Origin of the sequence: Escherichia sp. MOD1-EC6098 (assembly GCF_002965865.1) — a bacterium.
GTDB classification, from domain to species: domain Bacteria; phylum Pseudomonadota; class Gammaproteobacteria; order Enterobacterales; family Enterobacteriaceae; genus Escherichia; species Escherichia marmotae.
The window spans coordinates 353,249-377,013 of the sequence record NZ_PTSN01000001.1 but is presented as its reverse complement, the minus strand read 5'-3'; the positions used below and the strand labels follow the sequence as shown (position 1 = coordinate 377,013).

At 51.2% G+C, this 23,765-nt stretch carries 25 protein-coding genes and 1 pseudogene; 16 read left to right on the top strand and 10 right to left on the bottom strand.

The window, feature by feature from the left end:
* The first annotated feature begins 61 nt into the window (after window positions 1-61).
* The 4 genes from C0K55_RS01755 (at window position 62) to yfeX (ending at window position 2,552) form a co-directional block, all read left to right on the top strand.
* Window positions 62-487, top strand: coding sequence for a GNAT family acetyltransferase (locus C0K55_RS01755; protein WP_000405994.1), 426 nt, complete (start codon window positions 62-64; stop codon window positions 485-487).
* Window positions 474-923: a DUF2919 domain-containing protein gene (locus C0K55_RS01750; protein WP_010379003.1), complete on the top strand. Its 450-nt coding sequence runs from the start codon at window positions 474-476 to the stop codon at window positions 921-923. The genes C0K55_RS01755 and C0K55_RS01750 overlap by 14 nt, the downstream gene beginning before the upstream one ends.
* Before the next feature lie 60 nt (window positions 924-983).
* Window positions 984-1,559, top strand: a complete 576-nt coding sequence (locus tag C0K55_RS01745) for an RpoE-regulated lipoprotein (RefSeq protein WP_000838961.1) — start codon at window positions 984-986, stop codon at window positions 1,557-1,559.
* 93 nt (window positions 1,560-1,652) lie between these two features.
* Window positions 1,653-2,552, top strand: a complete 900-nt coding sequence (yfeX, locus tag C0K55_RS01740) for a porphyrinogen peroxidase (protein WP_000084587.1) — start codon at window positions 1,653-1,655, stop codon at window positions 2,550-2,552.
* 265 nt (window positions 2,553-2,817) lie between these two features.
* On the opposite strand, the gene murQ is transcribed toward yfeX, so the two are convergent.
* Window positions 2,818-3,714, bottom strand: coding sequence for an N-acetylmuramic acid 6-phosphate etherase (murQ, locus tag C0K55_RS01735; RefSeq protein WP_001175637.1), 897 nt, complete (start codon window positions 3,712-3,714; stop codon window positions 2,818-2,820).
* 229 nt (window positions 3,715-3,943) lie between these two features.
* Between murQ and ucpA the strand changes: the two genes are divergently transcribed.
* The 6 genes from ucpA to cysM all read left to right on the top strand — a co-directional run bounded on the left by ucpA (window position 3,944) and on the right by cysM (window position 9,749).
* Window positions 3,944-4,735 carry an SDR family oxidoreductase UcpA gene (ucpA, locus tag C0K55_RS01730; RefSeq protein ID WP_000517453.1) on the top strand — a complete coding sequence of 264 codons (792 nt, stop codon included), beginning with the start codon at window positions 3,944-3,946 and terminating at the stop codon, window positions 4,733-4,735.
* A gap of 157 nt (window positions 4,736-4,892) precedes the next feature.
* Window positions 4,893-5,909, top strand: a complete 1,017-nt coding sequence (gene cysP / locus C0K55_RS01725; protein WP_105266013.1) for a thiosulfate/sulfate ABC transporter substrate-binding protein CysP — start codon at window positions 4,893-4,895, stop codon at window positions 5,907-5,909.
* Window positions 5,909-6,742 carry a sulfate/thiosulfate ABC transporter permease CysT gene (gene cysT / locus C0K55_RS01720; protein ID WP_000458417.1) on the top strand — a complete coding sequence of 278 codons (834 nt, stop codon included), beginning with the start codon at window positions 5,909-5,911 and terminating at the stop codon, window positions 6,740-6,742. The genes cysP and cysT overlap by 1 nt, the downstream gene beginning before the upstream one ends.
* Window positions 6,742-7,617 (top strand): sulfate/thiosulfate ABC transporter permease CysW, encoded by an 876-nt coding sequence (gene cysW / locus C0K55_RS01715; RefSeq protein WP_016262233.1) that lies wholly within the window; start codon window positions 6,742-6,744, stop codon window positions 7,615-7,617. The genes cysT and cysW overlap by 1 nt, the downstream gene beginning before the upstream one ends.
* Window positions 7,607-8,704, top strand: coding sequence for a sulfate/thiosulfate ABC transporter ATP-binding protein CysA (cysA, locus tag C0K55_RS01710; protein WP_000021087.1), 1,098 nt, complete (start codon window positions 7,607-7,609; stop codon window positions 8,702-8,704). The genes cysW and cysA overlap by 11 nt, the downstream gene beginning before the upstream one ends.
* 133 nt (window positions 8,705-8,837) lie before the next feature.
* Complete coding sequence (gene cysM / locus C0K55_RS01705) at window positions 8,838-9,749, top strand: cysteine synthase B (RefSeq protein ID WP_001516829.1); 912 nt, start codon at window positions 8,838-8,840, stop codon at window positions 9,747-9,749.
* A 196-nt stretch (window positions 9,750-9,945) separates the two neighbouring features.
* Here the strand turns inward: cysM and C0K55_RS01700 are convergent.
* Together C0K55_RS01700 and C0K55_RS01695 are read right to left on the bottom strand one after the other, a co-directional pair.
* Window positions 9,946-10,035: pseudogene (locus C0K55_RS01700) on the bottom strand (WGR domain-containing protein); the annotation flags it as partial.
* A 32-nt stretch (window positions 10,036-10,067) separates the two neighbouring features.
* On the bottom strand, window positions 10,068-10,442 hold the full coding sequence (locus C0K55_RS01695; RefSeq protein ID WP_000719937.1) for a YfeK family protein: 375 nt from the start codon (window positions 10,440-10,442) through the stop codon (window positions 10,068-10,070).
* Between the two features lie 104 nt (window positions 10,443-10,546).
* On the opposite strand from C0K55_RS01695, the gene pdxK reads away from it, so the two are divergent.
* Window positions 10,547-11,398 carry a pyridoxine/pyridoxal/pyridoxamine kinase gene (pdxK, locus tag C0K55_RS01690; protein ID WP_000096626.1) on the top strand — a complete coding sequence of 284 codons (852 nt, stop codon included), beginning with the start codon at window positions 10,547-10,549 and terminating at the stop codon, window positions 11,396-11,398.
* Between the two features lie 42 nt (window positions 11,399-11,440).
* Here the strand turns inward: pdxK and crr are convergent, their stop codons facing one another.
* From crr to cysZ, 5 genes are all read right to left on the bottom strand, one after another.
* Window positions 11,441-11,950, bottom strand: coding sequence for a PTS glucose transporter subunit IIA (crr, locus tag C0K55_RS01685; RefSeq protein WP_000522247.1), 510 nt, complete (start codon window positions 11,948-11,950; stop codon window positions 11,441-11,443).
* A 40-nt stretch (window positions 11,951-11,990) separates the two neighbouring features.
* Window positions 11,991-13,718, bottom strand: coding sequence for a phosphoenolpyruvate-protein phosphotransferase PtsI (ptsI, locus tag C0K55_RS01680; RefSeq protein ID WP_000623129.1), 1,728 nt, complete (start codon window positions 13,716-13,718; stop codon window positions 11,991-11,993).
* 44 nt (window positions 13,719-13,762) lie between these two features.
* Window positions 13,763-14,020, bottom strand: a complete 258-nt coding sequence (gene ptsH / locus C0K55_RS01675; protein WP_000487600.1) for a phosphocarrier protein Hpr — start codon at window positions 14,018-14,020, stop codon at window positions 13,763-13,765.
* Between the two features lie 382 nt (window positions 14,021-14,402).
* Window positions 14,403-15,374, bottom strand: coding sequence for a cysteine synthase A (gene cysK / locus C0K55_RS01670; protein ID WP_000034402.1), 972 nt, complete (start codon window positions 15,372-15,374; stop codon window positions 14,403-14,405).
* A 183-nt stretch (window positions 15,375-15,557) separates the two neighbouring features.
* Window positions 15,558-16,319, bottom strand: a complete 762-nt coding sequence (gene cysZ / locus C0K55_RS01660; RefSeq protein ID WP_000626012.1) for a sulfate transporter CysZ — start codon at window positions 16,317-16,319, stop codon at window positions 15,558-15,560.
* 229 nt (window positions 16,320-16,548) lie between these two features.
* Between cysZ and zipA the strand changes: the two genes are divergently transcribed.
* From zipA to C0K55_RS01645, 3 genes are all read left to right on the top strand, one after another.
* A complete protein-coding gene (gene zipA / locus C0K55_RS01655) occupies window positions 16,549-17,541 on the top strand; it encodes a cell division protein ZipA (RefSeq protein WP_105266015.1) in 993 nt (330 codons plus the stop codon).
* Window positions 17,542-17,611: 70 nt separating this feature from the next.
* A complete protein-coding gene (ligA, locus tag C0K55_RS01650; protein WP_000443718.1) occupies window positions 17,612-19,627 on the top strand; it encodes an NAD-dependent DNA ligase LigA in 2,016 nt (671 codons plus the stop codon).
* Between the two features lies 1 nt (window position 19,628).
* The gene (locus C0K55_RS01645; protein ID WP_105266016.1) at window positions 19,629-19,847 is read left to right on the top strand and encodes a DUF3820 family protein; all 219 of its coding nucleotides are present in this window, start codon (window positions 19,629-19,631) and stop codon (window positions 19,845-19,847) included.
* Here the strand turns inward: C0K55_RS01645 and C0K55_RS01640 are convergent.
* A complete protein-coding gene (locus C0K55_RS01640; protein WP_000765619.1) occupies window positions 19,844-20,839 on the bottom strand; it encodes a bile acid:sodium symporter family protein in 996 nt (331 codons plus the stop codon). The two genes, C0K55_RS01645 and C0K55_RS01640, sit on opposite strands and share 4 nt — an antisense overlap.
* 89 nt (window positions 20,840-20,928) lie before the next feature.
* Between C0K55_RS01640 and C0K55_RS01635 the strand changes: the two genes are divergently transcribed.
* On the top strand, window positions 20,929-21,855 hold the full coding sequence (locus C0K55_RS01635) for a LysR family transcriptional regulator (protein WP_016249038.1): 927 nt from the start codon (window positions 20,929-20,931) through the stop codon (window positions 21,853-21,855).
* Window positions 21,856-21,893: 38 nt separating this feature from the next.
* Here C0K55_RS01635 and C0K55_RS01630 read toward each other — a convergent pair whose 3' ends face one another.
* Window positions 21,894-22,658, bottom strand: a complete 765-nt coding sequence (locus tag C0K55_RS01630) for a nucleoside-specific channel-forming Tsx family protein (protein WP_000716416.1) — start codon at window positions 22,656-22,658, stop codon at window positions 21,894-21,896.
* A 248-nt stretch (window positions 22,659-22,906) separates the two neighbouring features.
* Between C0K55_RS01630 and xapA the strand changes: the two genes are divergently transcribed.
* On the top strand, window positions 22,907-23,740 hold the full coding sequence (gene xapA, locus C0K55_RS01625; protein WP_000084579.1) for a xanthosine phosphorylase: 834 nt from the start codon (window positions 22,907-22,909) through the stop codon (window positions 23,738-23,740).
* Window positions 23,741-23,765: the final 25 nt, after the last annotated feature.

The following is a 23,765-nucleotide window of genomic DNA, read 5'->3' as shown; positions in this document are numbered from 1 at the left end:
GGCTAATTCGGTCGTTCACGCCATAATCACCCTTTTAACCCCCAAAAAGGTAACTCATACCATGGAGATACGCGTATTTCGCCAGGCAGATTTCGAAGAGGTCATCACCCTTTGGGAGCGTTGCGACTTGCTGCGTCCGTGGAACGATCCGGAAATGGACATCGAGCGCAAGATGAACCATGACGTCAGTTTGTTCCTGGTCGCGGAAGTTAACGGCGAAGTAGTGGGAACGGTGATGGGCGGTTATGACGGGCATCGCGGGTCTGCTTATTATCTTGGCGTGCATCCGGAGTTTCGCGGGCGTGGAATTGCCAATGCATTGCTTAATCGGCTGGAGAAAAAGCTTATTGCTCGCGGCTGTCCGAAAATTCAGATCAATGTACCGGAAGACAACGATATGGTACTCGGAATGTACGAACGCCTGGGATATGAACACGCCGATGTGCTGAGTCTGGGTAAGCGTTTGATTGAAGATGAAGAGTACTGAGTTTCATCCTGTCCATTATGATGTGCACGGACGCCTGCGTTTACCCTTCCTCTTCTGGTTTGTGCTATTGCTTCAGGCGCGAACCTGGGTGCTGTTTGTCATTGCCGGTGCGTCGCGCGAGCAGGGCACTGCGCTGCTGAATCTGTTTTATCCCGATCACGATAATTTCTGGCTGGGGTTGATACCGGGCATTCCGGCGGTGCTGGCATTCTTACTGAGTGGTCGGCGGGATACGTTTCCCCGTATCTGGCACGTGCTCTATTTTCTGTTGCTGTTGGCGCAGCTCGTTTTGCTTTGTTGGCAACCGTGGCTGTGGCTAAATGGTGAATCCGTCAGCGGTATCGGTCTGGCGCTGGTTATCGCGGATATTGTGGCGTTAATCTGGCTGTTGACCAATCGACGTTTACGCGCTTGTTTTGTGGAAGAAAAAGAATAACGGCACTTTTTTGCAAATTCGCACTCCAAGCAACGTTATTGAATAACCAAAGGAAGTGACATGAAATCGCTGCGTTTAATGTTATGCGCTATGCCGTTGATGCTGACCGGCTGTTCCACCATGTCGTCAGTTAACTGGTCTGCCGCTAATCCGTGGAACTGGTTTGGTTCGTCCACTAAAGTGAGCGAGCAAGGCGTTGGCAAATTAACGGCGTCCACGCCACTACAAGAACAAGCCATTGCCGATGCGCTTGATGGTGATTATCGGCTGCGCAGCGGAATGAAAACCGCGAACGGTAATGTGGTGCGCTTTTTTGAAGTGATGAAGGGCGACAGCGTGGCGATGGTTATCAACGGTGATCAAGGTACAATCAGCCGCATTGATGTCTCAGATAGCGATATTCCTGCTGACACGGGGGTTAAAATCGGTACACCGTTTAGTGACCTTTACAGCAAAGCATTTGGCAATTGCAAAAAAGCGGACGGTGATGATAATCGTGCCGTCGAATGTAAAGCCGAAGGCAGTCAACATATTAGCTACCAGTTTAGCGGTGAGTGGAGTGGTCCTGAAGGGTTAATGCCTTCTGACGATACCCTGAAAAACTGGAAAGTCAGTAAAATCATCTGGCGGCGTTAATTTGCGTCTGAACAAACCGTCGCCACAAAAAACACGTAAAATAGCGCTCAACAATGCCACGGATTGCGTGGCATTCTTATTTCAGGAGGAACAATGTCTCAGGTTCAGAGTGGCATTTTGCCAGAACATTGCCGCGCGGCGATTTGGATCGAAGCCAACGTAAAAGGGGAAGTTGATGCCCTGCGTGCGGCCAGTAAAAACTTTGCCGATAAACTGGCAACCTTTGAAGCAAAATACCCGGACGCGCATCTTGGCGCGGTTGTCGCCTTTGGCAACAACACCTGGCGTGCTCTGAGCGGCGGCGTGGGAGCCGAAGAGCTAAAAGATTTTCCGGGTTACGGAAAAGGTCTTGCGCCGACGACCCAGTTCGATGTGTTAATCCACATTCTTTCTCTGCGTCACGACGTAAACTTCTCCGTGGCCCAGGCGGCGATGGAAGCCTTTGGCGGCTGCATTGAGGTAAAAGAAGAGATCCACGGCTTCCGTTGGGTGGAAGAGCGTGACCTGAGCGGCTTTGTTGACGGCACGGAAAATCCGGCGGGTGAAGAGACGCGTCGCGAAGTGGCGGTCATCAAAGACGGTGTGGATGCGGGCGGCAGCTATGTGTTTGTGCAGCGCTGGGAACACAACCTGAAGCAACTCAACCGTATGAGCGTTCACGATCAGGAAATGATGATCGGCCGTACTAAAGAAGCCAACGAAGAGATCGATGGCGATGAGCGTCCGGAAACTTCTCACCTGACCCGTGTTGATCTGAAAGAAGATGGCAAAGGCCTGAAGATTGTTCGCCAGAGCCTGCCATATGGCACCGCCAGCGGCACGCATGGCCTGTACTTCTGCGCTTACTGCGCACGTTTGCATAACATTGAGCAGCAGTTGCTGAGTATGTTTGGCGATACCGATGGCAAACGTGACGCAATGTTACGTTTTACCAAACCAGTCACTGGCGGCTATTACTTTGCACCGTCGCTGGACAAACTGATGGCGCTGTAAGTTTTACTCACGCACTTGTAGCGTCTTGCCGGATGCGGCGTAAATGCTTAATCCGGCGTGTAAGATCGTTCAAACTTAATAAATTGCAGTCAACCTGTAGGCCCGATAAGCGTAGCGCATCGGGCTGTTTTGTCTCTAAGCTACTGCTTAGTCCAGATTGACGTTATGGCAGCCAAAGAGCGTGGTGTAAACAGCACGGCACAACTGAGCGGATCACTGCTCAGGTGTATGAACAGCCAGGAGATGTCTTCAAATTTGTCATGGGTTATTCCCTGTCTAAAACCTGACGAATAAAGCCATTGTATTGATCCAGTTGTTTTTTCGCTTCTGCGGCATCGAGATTTTTCAGCACCATCACAATGGCCGTTTTGCAGTGACGGTCGCAGGCAATCAATGCCGCTTCCGCTTGTTCCTCGCTACATCCGGTCGCGTTTTTGACGATATTGATCTGGCGCACGTGCAATTTTTCGTTGGTGGCGACCACATCGACCATCAGGTTGCCAAACACTTTGCCTGACTTAATCATCAGCCCGGTGGAGAGCATGTTGAGCACCAGTTTCTGCGCCGTACCTGCTTTCATCCGCGAAGAACCGGTAACCACTTCAGCCCCGACGACTGGCGTAATAGCAAACTCTGCGGTGGTGGAAACCGCGCTTCCCGGATTACAGGAAATACCGACCGTACGGCAACCCAACTGGCGCGCGTATTCCAACCCGGCAATCACATATGGCGTGCGTCCACTGGCGGCAATACCAACCACCACATCCTGCGCCGTTAAAGTAATATTTTTCAGATCGTTGATGCCGCCTTCCCGGCTGTCTTCCGCGCCTTCCACCGCGTGCTGGATGGCATATTCGCCGCCAGCAATCAAACCAACGACCAGACCTGGTTTCACGCCGTAAGTGGGGGGGCACTCGCTGGCATCGAGAATACCCAGACGACCGGAAGTTCCCGCGCCGAGATAAATCAGACGACCGCCGCCGCTCACCTGGGTGTGGATAACATCAATCGCCGCTGCGATATCCGGTAGTACGCGCTCAACGGCGAGCGGTACGGTTTTATCTTCTTCGTTAATGATCCGACACATTTCCAGCGTCGATACGCGGTCAATTTCAGCAGAGGCATTGTTGGAGCCTTCAGTAATCATCTTTTCAAGTTGCATAGGCAATCACCTTAAATATTTGTCTTCAAATAATTTCATCTGGCGTGAATCATATCTCCCTGCCTGATTATGTACAGCAGTGAATTCGCGCAATGGCTGAGTTGTGGTTATGGGTGATTTTACTTAAGATTTCCCTGAATTTAGATCCACTCCTCAGCATTGATCTGTCATTCAGGTATGGTAGGGACAATAGGGTGTAATGCTCTGTATTCAAAAGGAGAAACTTGAAATGGGTAAACTCACGGGCAAGACAGCACTGATTACGGGCGCATCGCAAGGTATTGGCGAAGGTATTGCCAGAACCTTTGCGCGTCATGGCGCAAACCTAATCTTGCTGGATATCTCCCCTGAGATTGAAAAGCTGGCAGACGAGCTGTGTGGTCGCGGTCATCGCTGTACGGCGGTAATTGCCGATGTACGCGACCCGGCGTCGGTTACGGCAGCGATCAAGCGCGCGAAGGAAAAAGAAGGGCGCATTGATATTCTGGTGAATAACGCAGGTGTTTGCCGTCTGGGTAGTTTTCTGGAAATGAGCGATGACGATCGCGATTTCCATATTGATATCAATATCAAAGGCGTGTGGAACGTCACGAAGGCAGTCCTACCGGAGATGATTGCCCGCAAAGATGGTCGCATTGTGATGATGTCTTCGGTTACTGGCGATATGGTGGCCGATCCGGGCGAAACGGCGTATGCCTTGTCGAAAGCGGCGATTGTTGGCCTGACCAAATCGCTGGCAGTGGAGTATGCTCAGTCGGGGATTCGCGTTAACGCAATCTGCCCTGGTTACGTGCGCACGCCAATGGCGGAAAACATCGCTCGCCAGTCGAATCCGCAAGATCCGGAATCAGTACTGACTGAAATGGCGAAAGCAATTCCGCTGCGTCGCCTCGCTGATCCGCTGGAAGTAGGCGAGCTGGCAGCCTTTCTGGCGTCGGATGAATCCAGCTATTTAACGGGTACACAGAATGTGATCGATGGCGGCAGCACACTGCCAGAGACGGTCAGCGTCGGCATCTGATTCACCTCTGTTTCCTCCCTGCATCAGTGGGGAGGATTTCGCCTTATTCTCTTTTTAACTTCCAAATCACCAAACGGTATATAAAACCGTTACTCCTTTCACGCCCGTTATAAATATGATGGCTATTAGAAAGTCATTAAATATATAAGGGTGCGCAATGGCCGTTAACTTACTGAAAAAGAACTCTCTCGCGCTGGTCGCTTCTCTGCTGCTGGCTGGCCACGTGCAGGCAACGGAACTGCTGAACAGTTCTTATGACGTCTCCCGCGAGCTGTTTGCCGCCCTGAATCCGCCGTTTGAGCAACAATGGGCAAAAGATAACGGCGGTGACAAACTGACGATAAAACAATCTCATGCCGGGTCATCAAAACAGGCGCTGGCGATTTTGCAGGGCTTAAAAGCCGATGTTGTAACTTATAACCAGGTGACCGACGTGCAGATCCTGCACGACAAAGGCAAACTGATCCCGGCGGACTGGCAGTCGCGCCTGCCGAATAACAGCTCGCCGTTCTACTCCACGATGGGTTTCCTGGTGCGTAAGGGCAACCCGAAGAATATCCACGACTGGAACGATCTGGTGCGTTCCGACGTGAAGCTGATTTTCCCGAATCCGAAAACCTCCGGTAACGCGCGTTATACCTACTTAGCAGCCTGGGGCGCAGCCGATAAAGCGGACGGCAGCGATAAAGCCAAAACCGAACAGTTTATGACCCAGTTCCTGAAAAACGTTGAAGTGTTCGATACCGGCGGTCGTGGCGCGACCACAACCTTTGCCGAGCGTGGCCTGGGCGACGTGCTGATAAGTTTTGAGTCGGAAGTGAACAACATCCGCAAACAGTATGAAGCGCAGGGTTTTGAAGTGGTGATTCCGAAAACCAATATTCTGGCGGAATTCCCGGTGGCATGGGTGGATAAAAACGTGCAGGCCAACGGTACGGAAAAAGCCGCAAAAGCTTATCTGAACTGGCTCTACAGCCCGCAGGCGCAAACCATCATCACCGACTATTACTACCGCGTGAATAACCCAGAAGTCATGGACAAGCTGAAAGATAAATTCCCGCAGACCGAACTGTTCCGCGTGGAAGATAAGTTTGGCTCCTGGCCAGAAGTGATGAAAACCCACTTTACCAGCGGCGGTGAGTTAGACAAGCTGTTGGCTGCGGGGCGTAACTGATGTTTGCAGTTTCTTCAAGACGCGTGCTGCCGGGCTTTACCTTAAGCCTTGGCACCAGTCTGTTGTTTGTGTGCCTGATATTGTTACTGCCGCTTTCCGCGCTGGTGATGCAGCTTTCTGAGATGAGCTGGGCGCAGTACTGGGAGGTGATCACCAATCCGCAGGTGGTCGCGGCCTACAAAGTGACGCTGCTGTCAGCGTTTGTGGCATCGATTTTTAACGGCGTTTTCGGTCTGTTAATGGCGTGGATCTTAACCCGCTATCGCTTTCCGGGGCGCACGCTGCTTGATGCGCTGATGGATTTACCCTTCGCGCTACCGACAGCGGTCGCGGGTTTAACCCTGGCGTCGCTCTTTTCCGTGAACGGTTTTTACGGCGAATGGCTGGCGAAGTTTGATATCAAAGTGACCTATACCTGGCTGGGGATCGCGGTGGCGATGGCCTTTACCAGCATTCCGTTTGTGGTGCGAACCGTGCAGCCGGTACTGGAAGAATTAGGGCCGGAATACGAAGAAGCGGCAGAAACGCTCGGCGCAACACGTTTACAGAGTTTCCGCAAAGTGGTGCTGCCGGAGCTTTCTCCGGCGCTGGTGGCGGGCGTGGCGCTGTCGTTTACCCGTAGTCTTGGTGAGTTTGGCGCGGTGATATTTATCGCCGGGAACATCGCCTGGAAGACGGAAGTAACGTCGCTGATGATTTTTGTTCGCTTACAGGAATTTGATTACCCGGCGGCGAGCGCGATTGCTTCGGTGATCCTCGCAGCATCGCTGTTGCTGCTGTTTTCTATTAACACTCTGCAAAGTCGCTTCGGTCGGCGTGTGGTAGGTCATTAATGGCGGAAGTTACACAGTTGAAGCGTTATGACGCGCGCCCGATTAACTGGGGCAAATGGTTTTTGATTGGCACCGGGATGCTGGTGTCGGCGTTCATCCTGCTGGTGCCGATGATTTACATCTTTGTGCAGGCATTCAGCAAGGGGATCATGCCGGTATTACAGAACCTGGCAGACCCGGACATGCTGCACGCCATCTGGCTGACGGTGATGATTGCGCTGATTGCTGTGCCGGTGAACCTGGTGTTCGGCATCCTGTTGGCCTGGCTGGTGACGCGTTTTGATTTTCCGGGGCGTCAGTTGCTGCTGACGCTGCTGGATATTCCGTTTGCGGTGTCGCCGGTAGTCGCCGGTCTGGTGTATCTGCTGTTCTACGGCTCCAACGGCCCGCTGGGCGGCTGGCTTGACGAACATAATCTGCAAATTATGTTCTCCTGGCCGGGAATGGTGCTGGTGACTATCTTCGTGACGTGTCCGTTTGTGGTGCGTGAACTGGTGCCGGTGATGTTAAGTCAGGGCAGCCAGGAAGACGAAGCGGCGATTTTGCTTGGCGCGTCTGGCTGGCAGATGTTTCGCCGCGTTACGTTGCCGAACATCCGCTGGGCGCTGCTGTATGGTGTGGTGCTGACTAACGCCCGCGCGATTGGCGAGTTTGGTGCGGTATCGGTGGTTTCCGGCTCGATTCGCGGCGAAACCCTGTCGCTGCCATTACAGATTGAATTGCTGGAGCAGGACTACAATACCGTCGGCTCCTTTACCGCCGCCGCGCTGTTGACGCTGATGGCGATTATCACCCTGTTTTTAAAGAGTATGTTGCAGTGGCGTCTGGAGAATCAGGAAAAACGCGCGCAGCAGGAGGTACATCATGAGTATTGAGATTGCCAGGATTAAGAAGTCATTTGGTCGCACCCAGGTGTTGAACGATATCTCACTGGATATTCCTTCTGGTCAGATGGTCGCGTTACTGGGGCCGTCCGGCTCCGGGAAAACCACGCTGCTGAGGATTATCGCCGGGCTGGAGCATCAAACCAGCGGGCATATTCGCTTCCACGGCACCGACGTCAGCCGCCTGCACGCGCGCGATCGTAAAGTGGGATTTGTGTTCCAGCATTACGCGCTGTTCCGCCATATGACGGTGTTCGACAACATCGCCTTTGGCCTGACGGTGCTGCCGCGTCGAGAGCGCCCAAATGCGGCGGCGATCAAAGCGAAAGTCACCCAGTTACTGGAGATGGTGCAGCTTGCTCATCTGGCAGATCGTTATCCGGCGCAGCTTTCTGGTGGTCAGAAACAGCGTGTGGCGCTGGCGCGTGCGCTTGCCGTGGAACCGCAAATTCTGTTGCTTGATGAACCGTTTGGCGCGCTGGATGCGCAGGTGCGTAAAGAACTGCGTCGCTGGCTGCGTCAGCTTCACGAAGAGTTGAAATTTACCAGTGTGTTCGTCACTCACGATCAGGAAGAGGCGACTGAAGTTGCCGATCGTGTGGTCGTGATGAGCCAGGGCAATATCGAACAGGCGGATGCGCCGGATCAGGTCTGGCGTGAACCGGCGACCCGCTTTGTGCTCGAATTTATGGGCGAAGTGAACCGCTTACAGGGAATTATTCGCGGCGGGCAGTTCCACGTTGGCGCGCATCGCTGGCCGCTGGGGTATACGCCTGCATATCAGGGGCCGGTGGATCTCTTCCTGCGTCCGTGGGAAGTGGATATCAGTCGCCGCACCAGCCTCGATTCGCCGCTGCCGGTACAGGTACTGGAAGCCAGTCCGAAAGGACACTACACCCAATTAGTCGTACAACCGCTGGGGTGGTACAACGAACCGCTGACAGTTGTGATGCATGGCGATGACGCCCCGCAACGCGGTGAGCGTTTATTCGTTGGCCTGCAACATGCGCGCTTGTATAACGGCGATCAGCGTATTGAAACCCGCGATGAGGAGCTTGCTCTCGCACAAAGCGCCTGATAGGTTGAGTAAATGTTAAACGCCCGGAGGCGCATCCCGCGATCCGGGCTTTTTAATGGCAAGGTTTGTAACCTGTAGGCCTGATAAGACGCGCAAGCGTCGCATCAGGCAACACCACGTATGGACAGAGATCGTGAGTACATTAGAACAAACAATTGGCAATACGCCTCTGGTGAAGTTGCAGCGAATGGGGCCGGATAACGGCAGTGAAGTGTGGTTAAAACTGGAAGGGAATAACCCTGCGGGTTCGGTGAAAGACCGCGCGGCATTATCAATGATTGTCGAGGCGGAAAAGCGTGGGGAAATTAAACCCGGTGATGTGTTAATCGAAGCCACCAGTGGTAACACAGGCATTGCGCTGGCAATGATCGCCGCGCTAAAAGGCTATCGCATGAAATTGCTGATGCCCGACAACATGAGCCAGGAACGTCGCGCGGCGATGCGTGCCTACGGTGCGGAACTGATTCTTGTCACTAAAGAGCAGGGCATGGAAGGCGCACGCGATCTGGCGCTGGAGATGGCGAATCGTGGTGAAGGCAAGCTGCTCGACCAGTTCAATAACCCCGATAATCCTTATGCGCATTACACCACCACCGGGCCGGAAATCTGGCAGCAAACCGGCGGTCGCATTACGCATTTTGTCTCCAGCATGGGGACGACTGGCACCATCACCGGCGTGTCACGGTTTATGCGCGAACAATCCAAACCGGTAACGATTGTTGGCCTGCAGCCGGAAGAGGGTAGCAGCATTCCGGGGATTCGCCGCTGGCCAGCGGAATATCTGCCGGGCATCTTTAACGCTTCTCTGGTGGATGAGGTACTGGATATTCACCAGCGCGACGCGGAAAACACCATGCGCGAACTGGCGGTGCGGGAAGGGATTTTCTGCGGCGTCAGCTCCGGCGGCGCGGTTGCCGGTGCGATACGCGTGGCAAAAGCCAACCCTGGCGCAGTGGTGGTAGCGATCATCTGCGATCGTGGCGATCGCTACCTTTCCACCGGGGTGTTTGGCGAAGAACACTTTAGCCAGGGGGCGGGGATTTAAGGATTAATAGCATTGGAGGCTGATGACAAACGCAAAACAGCCTGATGCGCTACGTTTATCAGGCCTACAAGGTTCCTGTAATATATTGCATTAGCAATATTTTGTAGGCCGGATAAGGCGTTTACGCCGCATCCGGCTAAACAAAGTGCACTTTGTCAATAATCTGATTTGTCGGCAGTTGTTGCTGCCGACAAATGCCATAGTTGACAGCTAAACTATCCCCTTCGTAATCTATCCACCAAAATTTACTCGATTTTTCATCGTTATAAATAAAGCATTTTTTCATGTTACCTCCTGTAAATGCCTTGCCAAAGCGGATTAATTCCCTTCCTCAGGCACTGTTTTATCCGTCTGCGCAATCAGCGCATGTAAAAAAGGTTGCGCATTTTCATCGCTCTTACCGGGCATCTTCACGATGTAAGGCTTCCCGGTAATGGATGACGACGAAGCAACCTTATCAATGAATTGCTCGGCAGTATCAATGCGGTTACGGGTATTACCCAGCTTCAAGCGCAGATGAGAAACTGCTTCATCACAAGTATGTTGATCGCCATTGCGTATGAATATCAAATCCTTATGCTGCGCTAATCCCTCCAGCATGGCGTTAATTCTGACTTCTTCGTGGGCAGTTAACTTCGCGTAAGCGGGGAGTGCCATCAGCAGTGTGATGACCAGACAAATGATTTTCTTCACTGAATTGCCTTATCCTTGTGTTGTATTAGCCGATTTGACTGCCAGAATCAGGTAAAGTTTCGGTTGGGGTACGATGGGGATCATCGGCAAGGAGAAATTATTAAATGAGTAGTTTGTTGTTGTTTAACGATAAGAGCAGGGCGTTGCAGGCGGATATCGTCGCCGTGCAGTCGCAGGTGGTGTATGGCAGCGTAGGCAACAGCATTGCCGTGCCTGCCATTAAACAGAACGGCCTGAATGTCTTTGCCGTACCGACCGTGTTGCTGAGTAATACGCCGCATTATGACACGTTCTACGGTGGTGCGATTCCGGACGAGTGGTTTAGCGGTTATTTGCGCGCACTGAAAGAGCGTGATGCGCTGCGTAAGTTACGTGCGGTGACTACGGGCTATATGGGGACAGCGTCACAAATTAGAATCCTTGCCGAATGGCTGACAGTCTTACGCGAAGAGCATCCTGACTTGCTGATTATGGTCGATCCGGTGATTGGCGATATTGATAGTGGTATTTACGTCAAACCTGACCTTCCCGATGCGTATCGGCAATATTTACTGCCACTGGCGCAGGGGATTACGCCAAATATCTTTGAGCTGGAAATCCTGACCGGTAAAAACTGCCGCGATCTCGACAGCGCCATTGCCGCAGCAAAAAGTTTGCTTTCAGAGACATTAAAATGGGTGGTTATTACCAGCGCTTCCGGCAATGAAGACAATCAGGATATGCAGGTGGTGGTGGTCAGTGCCGATAGCGTGAATGTCATTTCCCACTCTCGGGTAAAAACGGATCTTAAAGGTACTGGCGATCTGTTTTGCGCTCAACTTATCAGTGGATTACTGAAAGGGAAGGCGTTAACCGACGCAGTGCACAGCGCAGGTTTACGCGTGCTGGAGGTGATGTGTTATACCCAGCAGCATGAAAGCGATGAATTGATTTTGCCGCCGCTGGCGGAAGCATAAAAAAATGGCGCCCACGGGCGCCATTTTTCACTGTGGCAAGAATTACTTCTTGATGCGGATAACCGGGGTTTCACCCACAGTCACGCTACCGGACAGTTTGATCAGTTCTTTGATTTCGTCCATGTTGGAGATAACAACCGGAGTCAGGGTTGACTTGGCTTTCTCTTCCAGCAGCGGCAGATCGAATTCAATAACAGTATCGCCAACTTTTACGCGCTGACCTTCTTCAGCAATACGCTTGAAGCCTTCGCCTTTCAGTTCAACGGTGTCGATACCGAAGTGGACGAACAACTCAACGCCGCTATCAGATTCGATAGAGAACGCGTGGTTGGTTTCAAAGATTTTACCAATGGTGCCGTCAACCGGAGCTACCATTTTGTTGCCAGTTGGTTTGATAGCAATACCATCACCAACGATTTTTTCCGCAAAAACGACATCCGGCACGTCTTCGATATTGACGATCTCGCCAGAGAGCGGAGCAATGATCTCAATAGTTCCGGTATCTTTTTTGTCATCAGAAACCAGAGATTTCAGTTTATCGAACAAACCCATGATCTTCTCCTAAGCAGTAAATTGGGCCGCATCTCGTGGATTAGCAGATTGTTTTTTCTTCAATGAACTTGTTAACCAGCGTCATTAACTCGTCCGTTGTCGGTTGAGCAAGAGCCTGCTCTGCTAACACCTTCGCATCTTCGAAGTTCGTGTTACGGATAATCTTCTTAATGCGCGGGATAGAAATGGCGCTCATAGAGAATTCGTCCAGCCCCATCCCCAGCAACAGAAGTGTAGCACGTTCATCGCCAGCAAGCTCACCACACATGCCAGTCCATTTGCCTTCAGCATGAGAAGCATCAATAACTTGCTTGATCAAGTTCAGCACGGACGGTGACATTGGCTGGTAAAGGTGTGAAATCATATCATTACCACGGTCAACTGCCAGAGTGTACTGCGTTAAATCATTGGTGCCGATACTAAAGAAATCAACTTCTTTGGCTAAATGACGCGCAATTGTTGCGGCAGCCGGTGTTTCCACCATCACGCCAATTTCAATTGATTCGTCAAACGCTTTACCTTCGTCGCGCAGTTCCTGTTTGTAGATTTCAATCTCTTTGCGCAGTGCGCGTACTTCTTCAACAGAGATGATCATCGGGAACATGATGCGCAATTTGCCGAAAGCAGAGGCACGTAGGATAGCGCGGAGCTGATCGCGCAGAATCTCTTTACGATCCATCGCGATACGGATAGCACGCCAGCCGAGGAACGGGTTCTCTTCTTTCGGGAAGTTCATATACGGCAGCTCTTTGTCGCCGCCAATGTCCATGGTACGAACAATAACCGCCTGCGAGCCACACGCTTCAGCCACAGCTTTGTAGGCCGCGAACTGTTCTTCTTCAGTCGGCAGCGCGTCGCGGTCCATGAACAGGAATTCGGTGCGATACAGACCAACGCCTTCAGCGCCATTACGTTCTGCACCTTCAACGTCACGAACAGTACCGATGTTAGCGCACACTTCTACCTGGTGACCGTCCAGCGTAATGGCTGGCAGATCTTTCAGCTTAGCAAGCTCTGCTTTTTCAGAAGCTACTTGCTCCTGAACAGCGCGCAATTTATCGATAACTTCGTTGGTTGGATTGACGTAAACCTGATTATTTACGGCATCCAGAATCAGATAGTCGTCATTTTTCACCTGAGAGGTGACGCTACCAGTACCCACAATGGCTGGCAGTTCCAGAGAGCGTGCCATGATTGAGGTGTGGGAAGTACGGCCACCCGCGTCGGTGATGAAACCCAGTACCTTCTTCAGGTTCAACTGTGCGGTTTCGGACGGCGTCAGGTCAGCGGCAACCAGAATGACTTCATCCTGAATCGCGCTCAGGTCGATAATCTTCAGACCCAGGATGTTGCGCAGCAGGCGCTTACCGATATCACGCACGTCAGCCGCACGTTCTTTCAGGTATTCATCATCCAGTTCTTCCAGGGCAGAAGCCTGACCTTCAATAACTTCATGAGCAGCAGCGTCAGCCGTCATGTGCTTATCTTTAATCAGGGCTATGATTTCCTGCTCCAGCTCCTCATCTTCGAGTAGCATGATATGCCCTTCAAAGATGGCTTCTTTTTCTTCACCGAACGTTTCACCAGCTTTCGTTTTGATCGTTTCAAGCTGGGCTGATGCCTTGGCACGACCGCTCAGAAAACGTTCAACTTCCTGATCAACCTGGTCGGCAGAAATTTTTTTCCGGTCAATGACGATTTCGTCTTCTTTCAGAAGCAGAGCTTTACCGAAAGCGATACCCGGGGATGCTAAAATGCCTGAAATCATAACCCTACCTTACTTGTGACTGATTTTTAAAAGAACCCGGGAAATTACTCGAGTTCCGCCATCAGTTTAACCAGATGTTCAACCGCTTTCTGTTCGTCTTCGCCTTCAGCGGAGATAGTCACAACGGTCCCTTGAGTCAGGCCCAGAGTCTGCAGTTTAAACAGGCTTTTTGCGCTGGCGCTTTTGCCGTTGGAAGTCACAGTAATTTCAGAAGTGAAGCCCTTAGCTTCTTTTACAAACTGGGCAGCAGGGCGGGTGTGCAGACCGTTCGGAGCGGTAATGGTAACTTCTTGCTGGAACATTGTATTTCCCCAACTTATAGGTTTAGTGTTGTGGAACTAAAGTCTAGCCTGGCGGTTTGACTTTAGCCTGTATTGTTAGCGCCAGTTTTAACAGACGCGACGCACGAAGTGTTCTATGCAGTCCATTGCTGGCGGATGTTGGCCGCTGACGTTTCGTTCATCATTAAACATTATGCCGCTAAAGGAAGAATTGAACCAAATCATAAAATCGATTCAGCTAAGGCTTTTCCTGTAACGATTAATTTCGCGCATCAAAATAATTAGTCAGGTTAAATACCAGTTCCGACAGGCTGAATCAATGCCAGGAGGGGCGAAAATTTGAAGTAGGCCACAAAAAAGCACCTAAAAAGGTGCTTTTTTACGCATTTCTAACAACCTGGCATTACTGTTGCAATTCTTTCTCGGTAAAGAGATCGGCAAATAATGCAGTGCTTAAATAACGTTCACCCGATGATGGCAGAATAACCACAATATTCTTATTGGTAAAGCTTTCATCTTCTTGCAGCTTCAATGCAGCGGCAACCGCCGCGCCAGAAGAGATCCCAGCAAGAATGCCTTCTTCTTCCATCAGACGACGTGCGGTAGAGATAGCTTCTTCATTGGTGATGCCAATAACTTTATCGACCAGTTTAAGATCAAGGTTAGCCGGGATAAAGCCAGCACCTATGCCCTGGATTTTATGCGGGCCGGGTTTGATTTCTTCACCTGCCAGCGCTTGGGCGATAACGGGAGAGTCGGTTGGCTCAACGGCGACAGAGATGAGATCAGTCTTGCCTTTGGTGCCTTTAATGTAGCGGCTGACGCCGGTCAGCGTACCGCCAGTACCAACACCAGCAATAAATACATCAACCTGGCCATCGGTATCTTCCCAGATCTCCGGACCGGTGGTTTTTTCATGAATTTCTGGATTCGCCGGGTTGCTGAATTGTTGCAGCAGCAGATATTTTTCTGGGTTGCTGGCGACAATTTCTTCTGCTTTTTGAATTGCGCCTTTCATGCCTTTCGCGCCTTCGGTCAACACCAGGTTTGCGCCCAGAGCTTTCAGCAGTTTGCGGCGTTCAATACTCATGGTTTCTGGCATGGTCAGGGTGAGTTTGTAACCGCGAGCGGCAGCCACATAAGCCAGAGCAATACCTGTGTTGCCGCTGGTTGGTTCAACCAATTCAACGCCGGGTTTCAGTACGCCGCGTTTTTCGGCATCCCAAATCATATTGGCACCGATACGGCACTTAACGCTGAAGCTGGGGTTACGAGATTCCACCTTCGCCAGAATACGTCCGTTACCGATGCGATTCAGGCGAACCAGCGGTGTGTGACCGATAGTCAGCGAGTTATCTTCAAAAATCTTACTCATGGCCTGTCCTTAACTGTATGAAATTGGGATACAACAGGTAGCATACCCGCTCAGAGAATATGCGGAAGTAAGGATTTAGCATATCTATATGCAGAAGGGAAATAATGGCTTGCAAGATGGAATAAGGGTGGCATAAGCCACCCCTCTTCCATACAAAAAGTTTACAAAATAACCAGGGGACTGTTACTTCCACAATGCATGTTTAGCGCGATAACAATCGACCCACATTGCTGTCGCGCCACAGACGGCCACTGGCATGATGAACAGGTTGAGCACCGGGATCATCGTGAACAGGCTGGTTAATGCGCCAAACTGCATATTGGTGATTTTGCGCGTGCGCAGGGCAGTGCGCATCTCTTTGAACGGCACTTTGTGGTTGTCGAACGGATAGTCGCAGTACTGAATGGCTAACATCCAGGCACTGAACAGGAACCACAGTACTGGCGCGACGGTTTGCCCGATGCCCGGGATGAAGTAGAGGATCAGCAATACGATGGCGCGTGGCAGATACCAGGCAAATTTTTGCCATTCGCGTTTCATAATTCGCGGCACATCTTTCATGATGCCAAAGATGCCGGTATCCGGCGGCGTAGCGCCTGTCAGCCTGGCTTCCAACTGTTCAGCCAATAAACCGTTAAACGGTGCGGCAATCCAGTTCGCAATAGTTGAGAAAAAATAGCCAAAAACCAGTAGAACGGAGATAACCGCGACAGGCCACAGCAAATAGCTCAACCATTGCAGCCAGTCAGGCACGTGGCTCATTAATGATGGGATCCAGGCATCCAGTTGAGTAAAGAGCCACCAGAATGCACTTCCCATCAACAAAATATTGACCAACAGAGGTAAAATAACAAAACGCCGAATCCCGGGTTGCGAGACGAGCTTCCAGCCTTGCGCAAAATAGTAAAAACCGCTGCGTGGGGAAGATGTGAATGTTGAAATCATAATCAGGATATGCTCCTTTTGACCAATCCCAGGAAAATTCTGCGTATTTTACCGGGTAATTGCGCAATGGACAGTTAGGATATGTTCGAAAAAACAGCAAAAAGCACGATTTCATCTATCTTTGTGCTGTGAAAGTTAAGAGTGCACTTGCACTTGAGGTAATCGGCAAATACTCTTAGTGAGTAAATGTTTGCCGTGGTGGCAAGGTGTTAGAACAACAGAGAATATAATGATGCAGGATTTGCGTCTGATATTAATCATTGTTGGCGCGATCGCCATAATCGCTTTACTGGTACATGGTTTCTGGACCAGCCGTAAAGAACGATCTTCTATGTTCCGCGATCGGCCATTAAAACGAATGAAGTCAAAACGTGACGACGATTCTTATGACGAGGATGTCGAAGATGATGAGGGCGTTGGTGAGGTTCGTGTTCACCGCGTAAATCATGCCCCGGCTAACGCCCAGGAGCATGAGGCTGCTCGTCCGTCGCCGCAACACCAGTACCAACCGCCTTATGCGTCTGCGCAGCCGCGTCAACCGGTTCAGCAGCCGCCTGAAGCGCAGGTATCGCCGCAACATGCTCCGCATTCAGCGCATCCTGTTCAGCAACCACAGCCAGTACAGCAGCCGGCCTACCCGCCGCAGCCTGAACAGCCTGTTGCTTCGCAGGTACAGTCAGCTCCGCAGCCGACACAGCCAGCGCCCCAACCGGCGCAGCAGGCTTTCCAGGCTGCGGAACCCGTAGCAGCACCGCAGCCTGAGCCTGCGGCTGAACCGGTGCCTGTCATGGATAAGCCGAAGCGCAAAGAAGCGGTGATCATTATGAACGTCGCAGCGCATCACGGTAACGAGCTGAATGGTGAACTGCTTCTTAACAGCATTCAGCAGGCGGGCTTTATCTTTGGCGATATGAATATTTACCATCGTCATCTTAGCCCGGACGGCAGTGGCCCGGCGTTATTCAGCCTGGCGAATATGGTGAAACCGGGAACATTTGATCCTGAAATGAAGGATTTCACTACACCGGGTGTCACTATCTTTATGCAGGTGCCGTCTTATGGTGATGAACTGCAAAACTTCAAGCTGATGCTGCAATCTGCGCAGCATATCGCTGATGAAGTGGGCGGCGTGGTGCTTGATGATCAGCGCCGTATGATGACTCCGCAGAAACTGCGCGAGTATCAGGACATCATCCGCGAAGTGAAAGACGCTAACGCCTGATACACTTAAATTAAATCAACTTCTCTTCGAACCCCCGCTTGTCGGGGGTTTTTAGCATTGATGGTGCGATATGGAATCAATCGAACAACAACTGACAGAACTGCGAACGGTGCTTCGTCATCATGAATATCTTTATCATGTGATGGATGCGCCAGAAATTCCTGACGCTGAATACGATCGCCTGATGCGCGAACTGCGCGAGCTGGAAGCCAAACATCCAGAACTGATTACCCCTGATTCACCCACTCAACGTGTAGGTGCAGCACCGTTAGCGGCTTTCAGCCAGATCCGTCATGAAGTACCGATGCTGTCGCTGGATAACGTTTTTGATGAAGAGAGTTTTCTTGCTTTCAACAAACGCGTTCAGGATCGTCTGAAAAGTAACGAAAAAGTGACCTGGTGCTGTGAGCTGAAGCTCGATGGCCTTGCCGTCAGCATTCTGTATGAGAATGGCGTACTGGTGAGCGCAGCAACCCGTGGCGATGGCACTACCGGGGAAGACATCACATCTAACGTCCGTACTATTCGCGCCATTCCGCTGAAACTACACGGTGAGAATATCCCGGCGCGTCTGGAAGTGCGTGGTGAAGTGTTCCTGCCGCAGGCGGGCTTCGAAAAGATCAACGAAGATGCGCGACGCACGGGCGGAAAAGTGTTTGCTAACCCACGTAATGCGGCGGCAGGTTCATTGCGTCAGCTTGATCCGCGTATCACAGCCAAGCGGCCGCTCACTTTCTTCTGCTACGGCGTTGGCGTGCTGGAAGGCGGTGAGCTGCCAGATACTCATCTTGGTCGTTTACTGCAATTTAAAAAGTGGGGATTACCAGTCAGCGATCGCGTCACGTTATGCGAATCGGCGGAAGAGGTGCTGGCGTTCTACCATAAAGTAGAAGAAGACCGCCCGACGCTGGGCTTTGATATCGACGGCGTGGTAATTAAGGTCAACTCCCTGGCGCAGCAGGAACAGCTTGGCTTTGTTGCGCGCGCCCCTCGTTGGGCAGTGGCGTTTAAATTTCCGGCACAGGAGCAGATGACTTTTGTGCGTGACGTCGAGTTTCAGGTTGGGCGTACTGGCGCGATTACGCCTGTTGCACGTCTCGAACCTGTCCATGTCGCGGGTGTGCTGGTGAGCAACGCCACCCTACACAATGCCGATGAAATCGAACGTCTTGGCTTACGTATTGGCGATAAAGTGGTGATTCGCCGTGCTGGCGACGTGATCCCGCAAGTGGTTAACGTGGTGCTTTCTGAACGCCCGGAAGATACTCGTGAGGTAGTATTCCCGACGCATTGCCCGGTATGCGGTTCTGACGTGGAACGAGTGGAAGGCGAGGCTGTGGCTCGCTGTACTGGTGGTTTGATTTGCGCCGCCCAGCGTAAAGAGTCGCTGAAACACTTTGTTTCCCGTCGCGCGATGGACGTTGACGGTATGGGAGACAAAATCATCGACCAGTTGGTTGAAAAAGAATATGTCCATACGCCTGCGGATCTGTTCAAGTTAACGGCGGGTAAGCTCACCGGGCTGGAGAGAATGGGGCCGAAATCGGCGCAAAACGTGGTTAACGCACTGGAAAAAGCGAAAGAAACCACCTTTGCCCGCTTCCTTTATGCGCTTGGCATCCGCGAAGTCGGTGAGGCAACGGCATCAGGTCTGGCGGCATATTTCGGCACGCTGGAAGCGCTGGAAGCGGCTTCGATTGAAGAGCTGCAAAAAGTGCCCGATGTTGGAATTGTCGTCGCATCTCATGTGCACAACTTCTTTGCCGAAGAAAGTAACCGTAATGTCATCAGTGAACTGCTGGCGGAAGGCGTTCACTGGCCTGCGCCGGTAGTCATCAACGCGGAAGAGATCGACAGCCCGTTTGCTGGTAAAACGGTGGTGCTCACGGGTAGCTTAAGTCAGATGTCGCGTGATGACGCTAAAGCTCGCCTGGTCGAACTGGGCGCGAAAGTGGCGGGCAGCGTGTCGAAGAAAACCGACCTGGTGATTGCCGGAGAAGCCGCAGGTTCTAAACTGGCGAAAGCGCAGGAACTGGGCATTGAAGTGATCGACGAAGCTGAAATGCTGCGTTTGCTGGGCAACTGAGATGGAAAAAGAGCAGTTGATTGAAATAGCCAATACGATAATGCCGTTTGGCAAGTACAAAGGGCGTCGCTTAATTGACCTGCCGGAGGAGTATCTGCTGTGGTTTGCCCGCAAAGATGAATTTCCGGCAGGGAAACTCGGTGAGCTAATGCAAATCACGCTGCTGATTAAAATGGAGGGGCTGACGCAACTGGTCCAGCCCCTGAAACGCCCGCTTTAAACCTTTCCGTGGCTTTCCTGCTGCGACTGTAACTGCCCGGTCTGGCGCTTGTAACGACGCGCCAGTACCGCGCAAACCATCAGTTGGATCTGATGGAAAATCATCAATGGCAGCACCATCATACCGATCACCGATGTCGGGAACAGAATGTTTGCCATTGGGATACCATTCGCCAGACTCTTTTTCGAGCCACAGAAGACGATAGTGATTTCATCCGCCTTATTGAAACCCAGTCGGCGCGCCATAAAGACGTTAATCACAATCACAATAGCCAACAGCACGCAACTAACCACCACAATAAACAATAGCGATCCCCAGCCGACTTTATGCCAGATACCGTTAACGACTGCTTCGCTAAATGCCGTATAAACCACCAACAGAATGGATGTTTGATCGGTTTTCGCAATCCACTTTTTATTGCGCGCCACCCAGTTACCAATCCACGGGCGGGAAAGATGCCCCAACACAAACGGCAGCAACAGTTGCAGCATAATCTTACCGACCTGCTCGAGGCTACCCTCTGCACCGTGAACATTCATCACCACACCAACCAGCAACGGCGAAAGGAAAATCCCCAGCAGACTGGATGCTGACGCAGAGCAAACTGCAGCCGCGACATTACCACCCGCCATTGAGGTAAAGGCAATTGCGGACTGCACGGTAGCCGGAAGAATGCACAGATAGAGAAAACCGGAGTAGAGCATCGGGTCGACATTTACCGGTTTCCACCAGGCAAACAGTACGCCCAGAATTGGGAACAGCACGAAGGTGCTGCACATTACCCACAAATGTAGCCGCCAGTGACTACCGCCAGCGATAATCGCTTCACGCGACAATTTTGCGCCGTGCATAAAGAACAGCAGGGCAATAGCTGCCGTAGTCAGATTTTCAAAGAACGGGACGAAATCGCCTCTGGCCGGGAAGAAGGAAGCCAGTAATACCACTGTGATCAGGGTTAAGGTGAAAGGATCGAGGATACGAAAAAGTTTCATAAAGACTCCAGATGATCGATGGTTCTATTGTGCTTCTTCCAGTTTGAGAAATAAAATTGATTTATTGCATCCATTTATGAAGAAAATAGATGAATTATTCTTTAAAACAATTAAAGGTTTTCGTCACAGTAGCGCAGGAGAAAAGTTTTAGTCGCGCAGGAGAGCGTATTGGCCTGAGCCAGTCGGCAGTGAGTCACAGTGTGAAGGAGCTGGAAAACCATACGGGTGTTCGCCTGCTGGACAGAACCACGCGTGAAGTGGTGCTTACAGATGCTGGGCTGCAGTTGGCTTTGCGTCTTGAGCGACTGCTGGATGAACTAAACAGCACGTTGCGCGATACCGGGCGTATGGGGCAACAACTGAGCGGGAAAGTTCGGGTCGCTGCCAGCCAGACCATTTCCGCGCATCTTATTCCGCAATGCATTGCTGAAAGCCATCGCCGCTATCCAGATATTCAGTTTGTCCTGCACGATCGTCCGCAGCAGTGGGTGATGGAAAGTATTCGCCAGGGAGATGTCGATTTTGGCATCGTCATCGATCCAGGCCCAGTGGGCGATCTGCAATGTGAAGCGATTCTTTCCGAGCCTTTCTTCTTGCTTTGCCATCGCGATAGCTCTCTGGCCGCGGAAGATTATGTACCCTGGCAGGCATTACAGGGAGCGAAACTGGTGTTGCAGGATTACGCGTCAGGCAGCCGACCGCTGATTGATGCAGCGCTGGCGCGCAACGGTATTCAGGCGAATATTGTGCAGGAGATTGGTCATCCGGCGACGTTGTTCCCGATGGTAGCCGCAGGCATCGGCATCAGTATTCTTCCCGCACTGGCGCTGCCATTACCTGAAGGTAGCCCACTGGTGGTAAAGCGTATTACGCCGGTGGTGGAACGCCAGTTGATGTTGGTGCGCAGGAAGAACCGTTCACTTTCCACTGCCGCTGAAGCGTTATGGGATGTGGTACGAGACCAGGGTCATGCGCTAATGGCTGAGCGGGAAGGGGATCCGTTGTATCAGATATAGAATGAATTCATACTGCCGGGAGCCCCGGCAGTAATTAATCAGAAGTTAAATTTGATGGAGTAGATTATCGCATCCTGGTAAAAATCTTCGCCCAGTTTGTCATCCGCATATCGATACTGAATCCCCGTAGTGATGTGTGATGTTGCATTCCACCACAGTGCAACTGCGCCGTTCAGCCCTTCTTTACCGCCATTACCCGTCGCATAGGTAGCGTCACGGTCAAACTCGTACTCGTTCCAGTTGGTGAGAGTGAATTTCTCACTGCCCAGCATAAAGTTGTAACCTGCAACCCAGCCGGCTACATAGCCGTTGTTGCCAGTGTAATAGGTTTGATCTGTATAACGCTTAGCAAAGAACGGTTTGAACCACCAACCGCTGCCGGTGAAATTGTAGCCGACACCGTACAGGAACATATCGTCGTGGAAATTCACGCGATTTGCAGATCCGTAGGTACCATACGCGTGCAGGTAAAGATTAAATCCGGTGTCACCCAGGTAAATACGGTTGGTATTTTTAAAGGTATAACGCTGCTCGCTACCTGGTTTATTATGGCGACCGTTATAGAAGTTTTCCCAGTCGAAGAACCCGTACATTTCTCCCCAATTAAAGTTAGCGCCACCTTCAATTTCAAGATAACCAAAATCATCTTTGTGTGATTTTGTTGACGATTTTTCGGTAGTCCGACTGGTCCAGTCCAGATAATGCACGCCGATATCTGCAAAACCGCCTTTAAATTCTGCATGAGATATAACAGGTATCGCTAATATAGAGGATAGAGTCAGAGTTAAAAGATGTTTTTTCATAGCATAAATCCCTATGCTGATCGTTATTAGTAGATTGCTTAATAAAGTGGTTTGTTAAAAACGATATATTGTTAATGCAAAGGAATTAATATCGCCAATACAGTTTTTACCATTGATTAATAGAGAAAAGATATAAATCCATCGATATCGAATCGCTATTGAATGCGTGAGAAAAGTGTATTGGTAAGAACCGGGACAACCTCGCTATAAAAAGGCGTTAGATTCCACCCTACAGAAAAAGGATATATATGTCTCAGGTTCAATTTTCTCATAACTCGCTGTTTTGCGTAGATATTATCAAGACTTATAAACCTAATTTCACGCCACGAGTGGCCTTTATTTTAGGTTCCGGGCTGGGCGCGCTGGCCGATCAGATTGAGAACGCTGTCGCAATTTCCTACGAAAAGCTGCCAGGTTTCCCGGTAAGTACGGTACATGGTCATGCGGGGGAGTTAGTGCTGGGCCATCTCCAGGGCGTACCGGTGGTATGTATGAAAGGTCGCGGACATTTCTACGAGGGTCGTGGAATGACCATCATGACTGACGCAATTCGTACCTTTAAGCTGCTGGGCTGCGAGCTACTGTTCTGCACCAATGCGGCAGGCTCACTGCGTCCGGAAGTGGGGGCAGGCAGCCTGGTCGCATTGAAAGATCATATCAACACCATGCCAGGTACGCCGATGGTGGGTCTTAACGATGATCGTTTTGGAGAGCGTTTCTTCTCACTGGCAAATGCCTACGATGCGGAATACCGCGCACTGTTACAAAAAGTGGCGAAAGAAGAGGGATTCCCTCTGACGGAGGGCGTGTTCGTCTCGTATCCGGGGCCGAATTTCGAGACTGCGGCGGAAATTCGCATGATGCAAATTATTGGTGGGGATGTTGTTGGTATGTCTGTGGTGCCTGAGGTTATTTCAGCTCGCCATTGCGACCTTAAAGTAGTTGCGGTCTCTGCGATTACCAATATGGCGGAAGGTTTAAGCGATGTGAAATTGTCACATGCCCAAACGCTGGCGGCTGCGGAGCTCTCTAAGCAGAACTTCATCAACCTTATTTGCGGCTTTCTGCGCAAAATTGCCTGAGAAAAACAATAAGAAACGGCCTCGC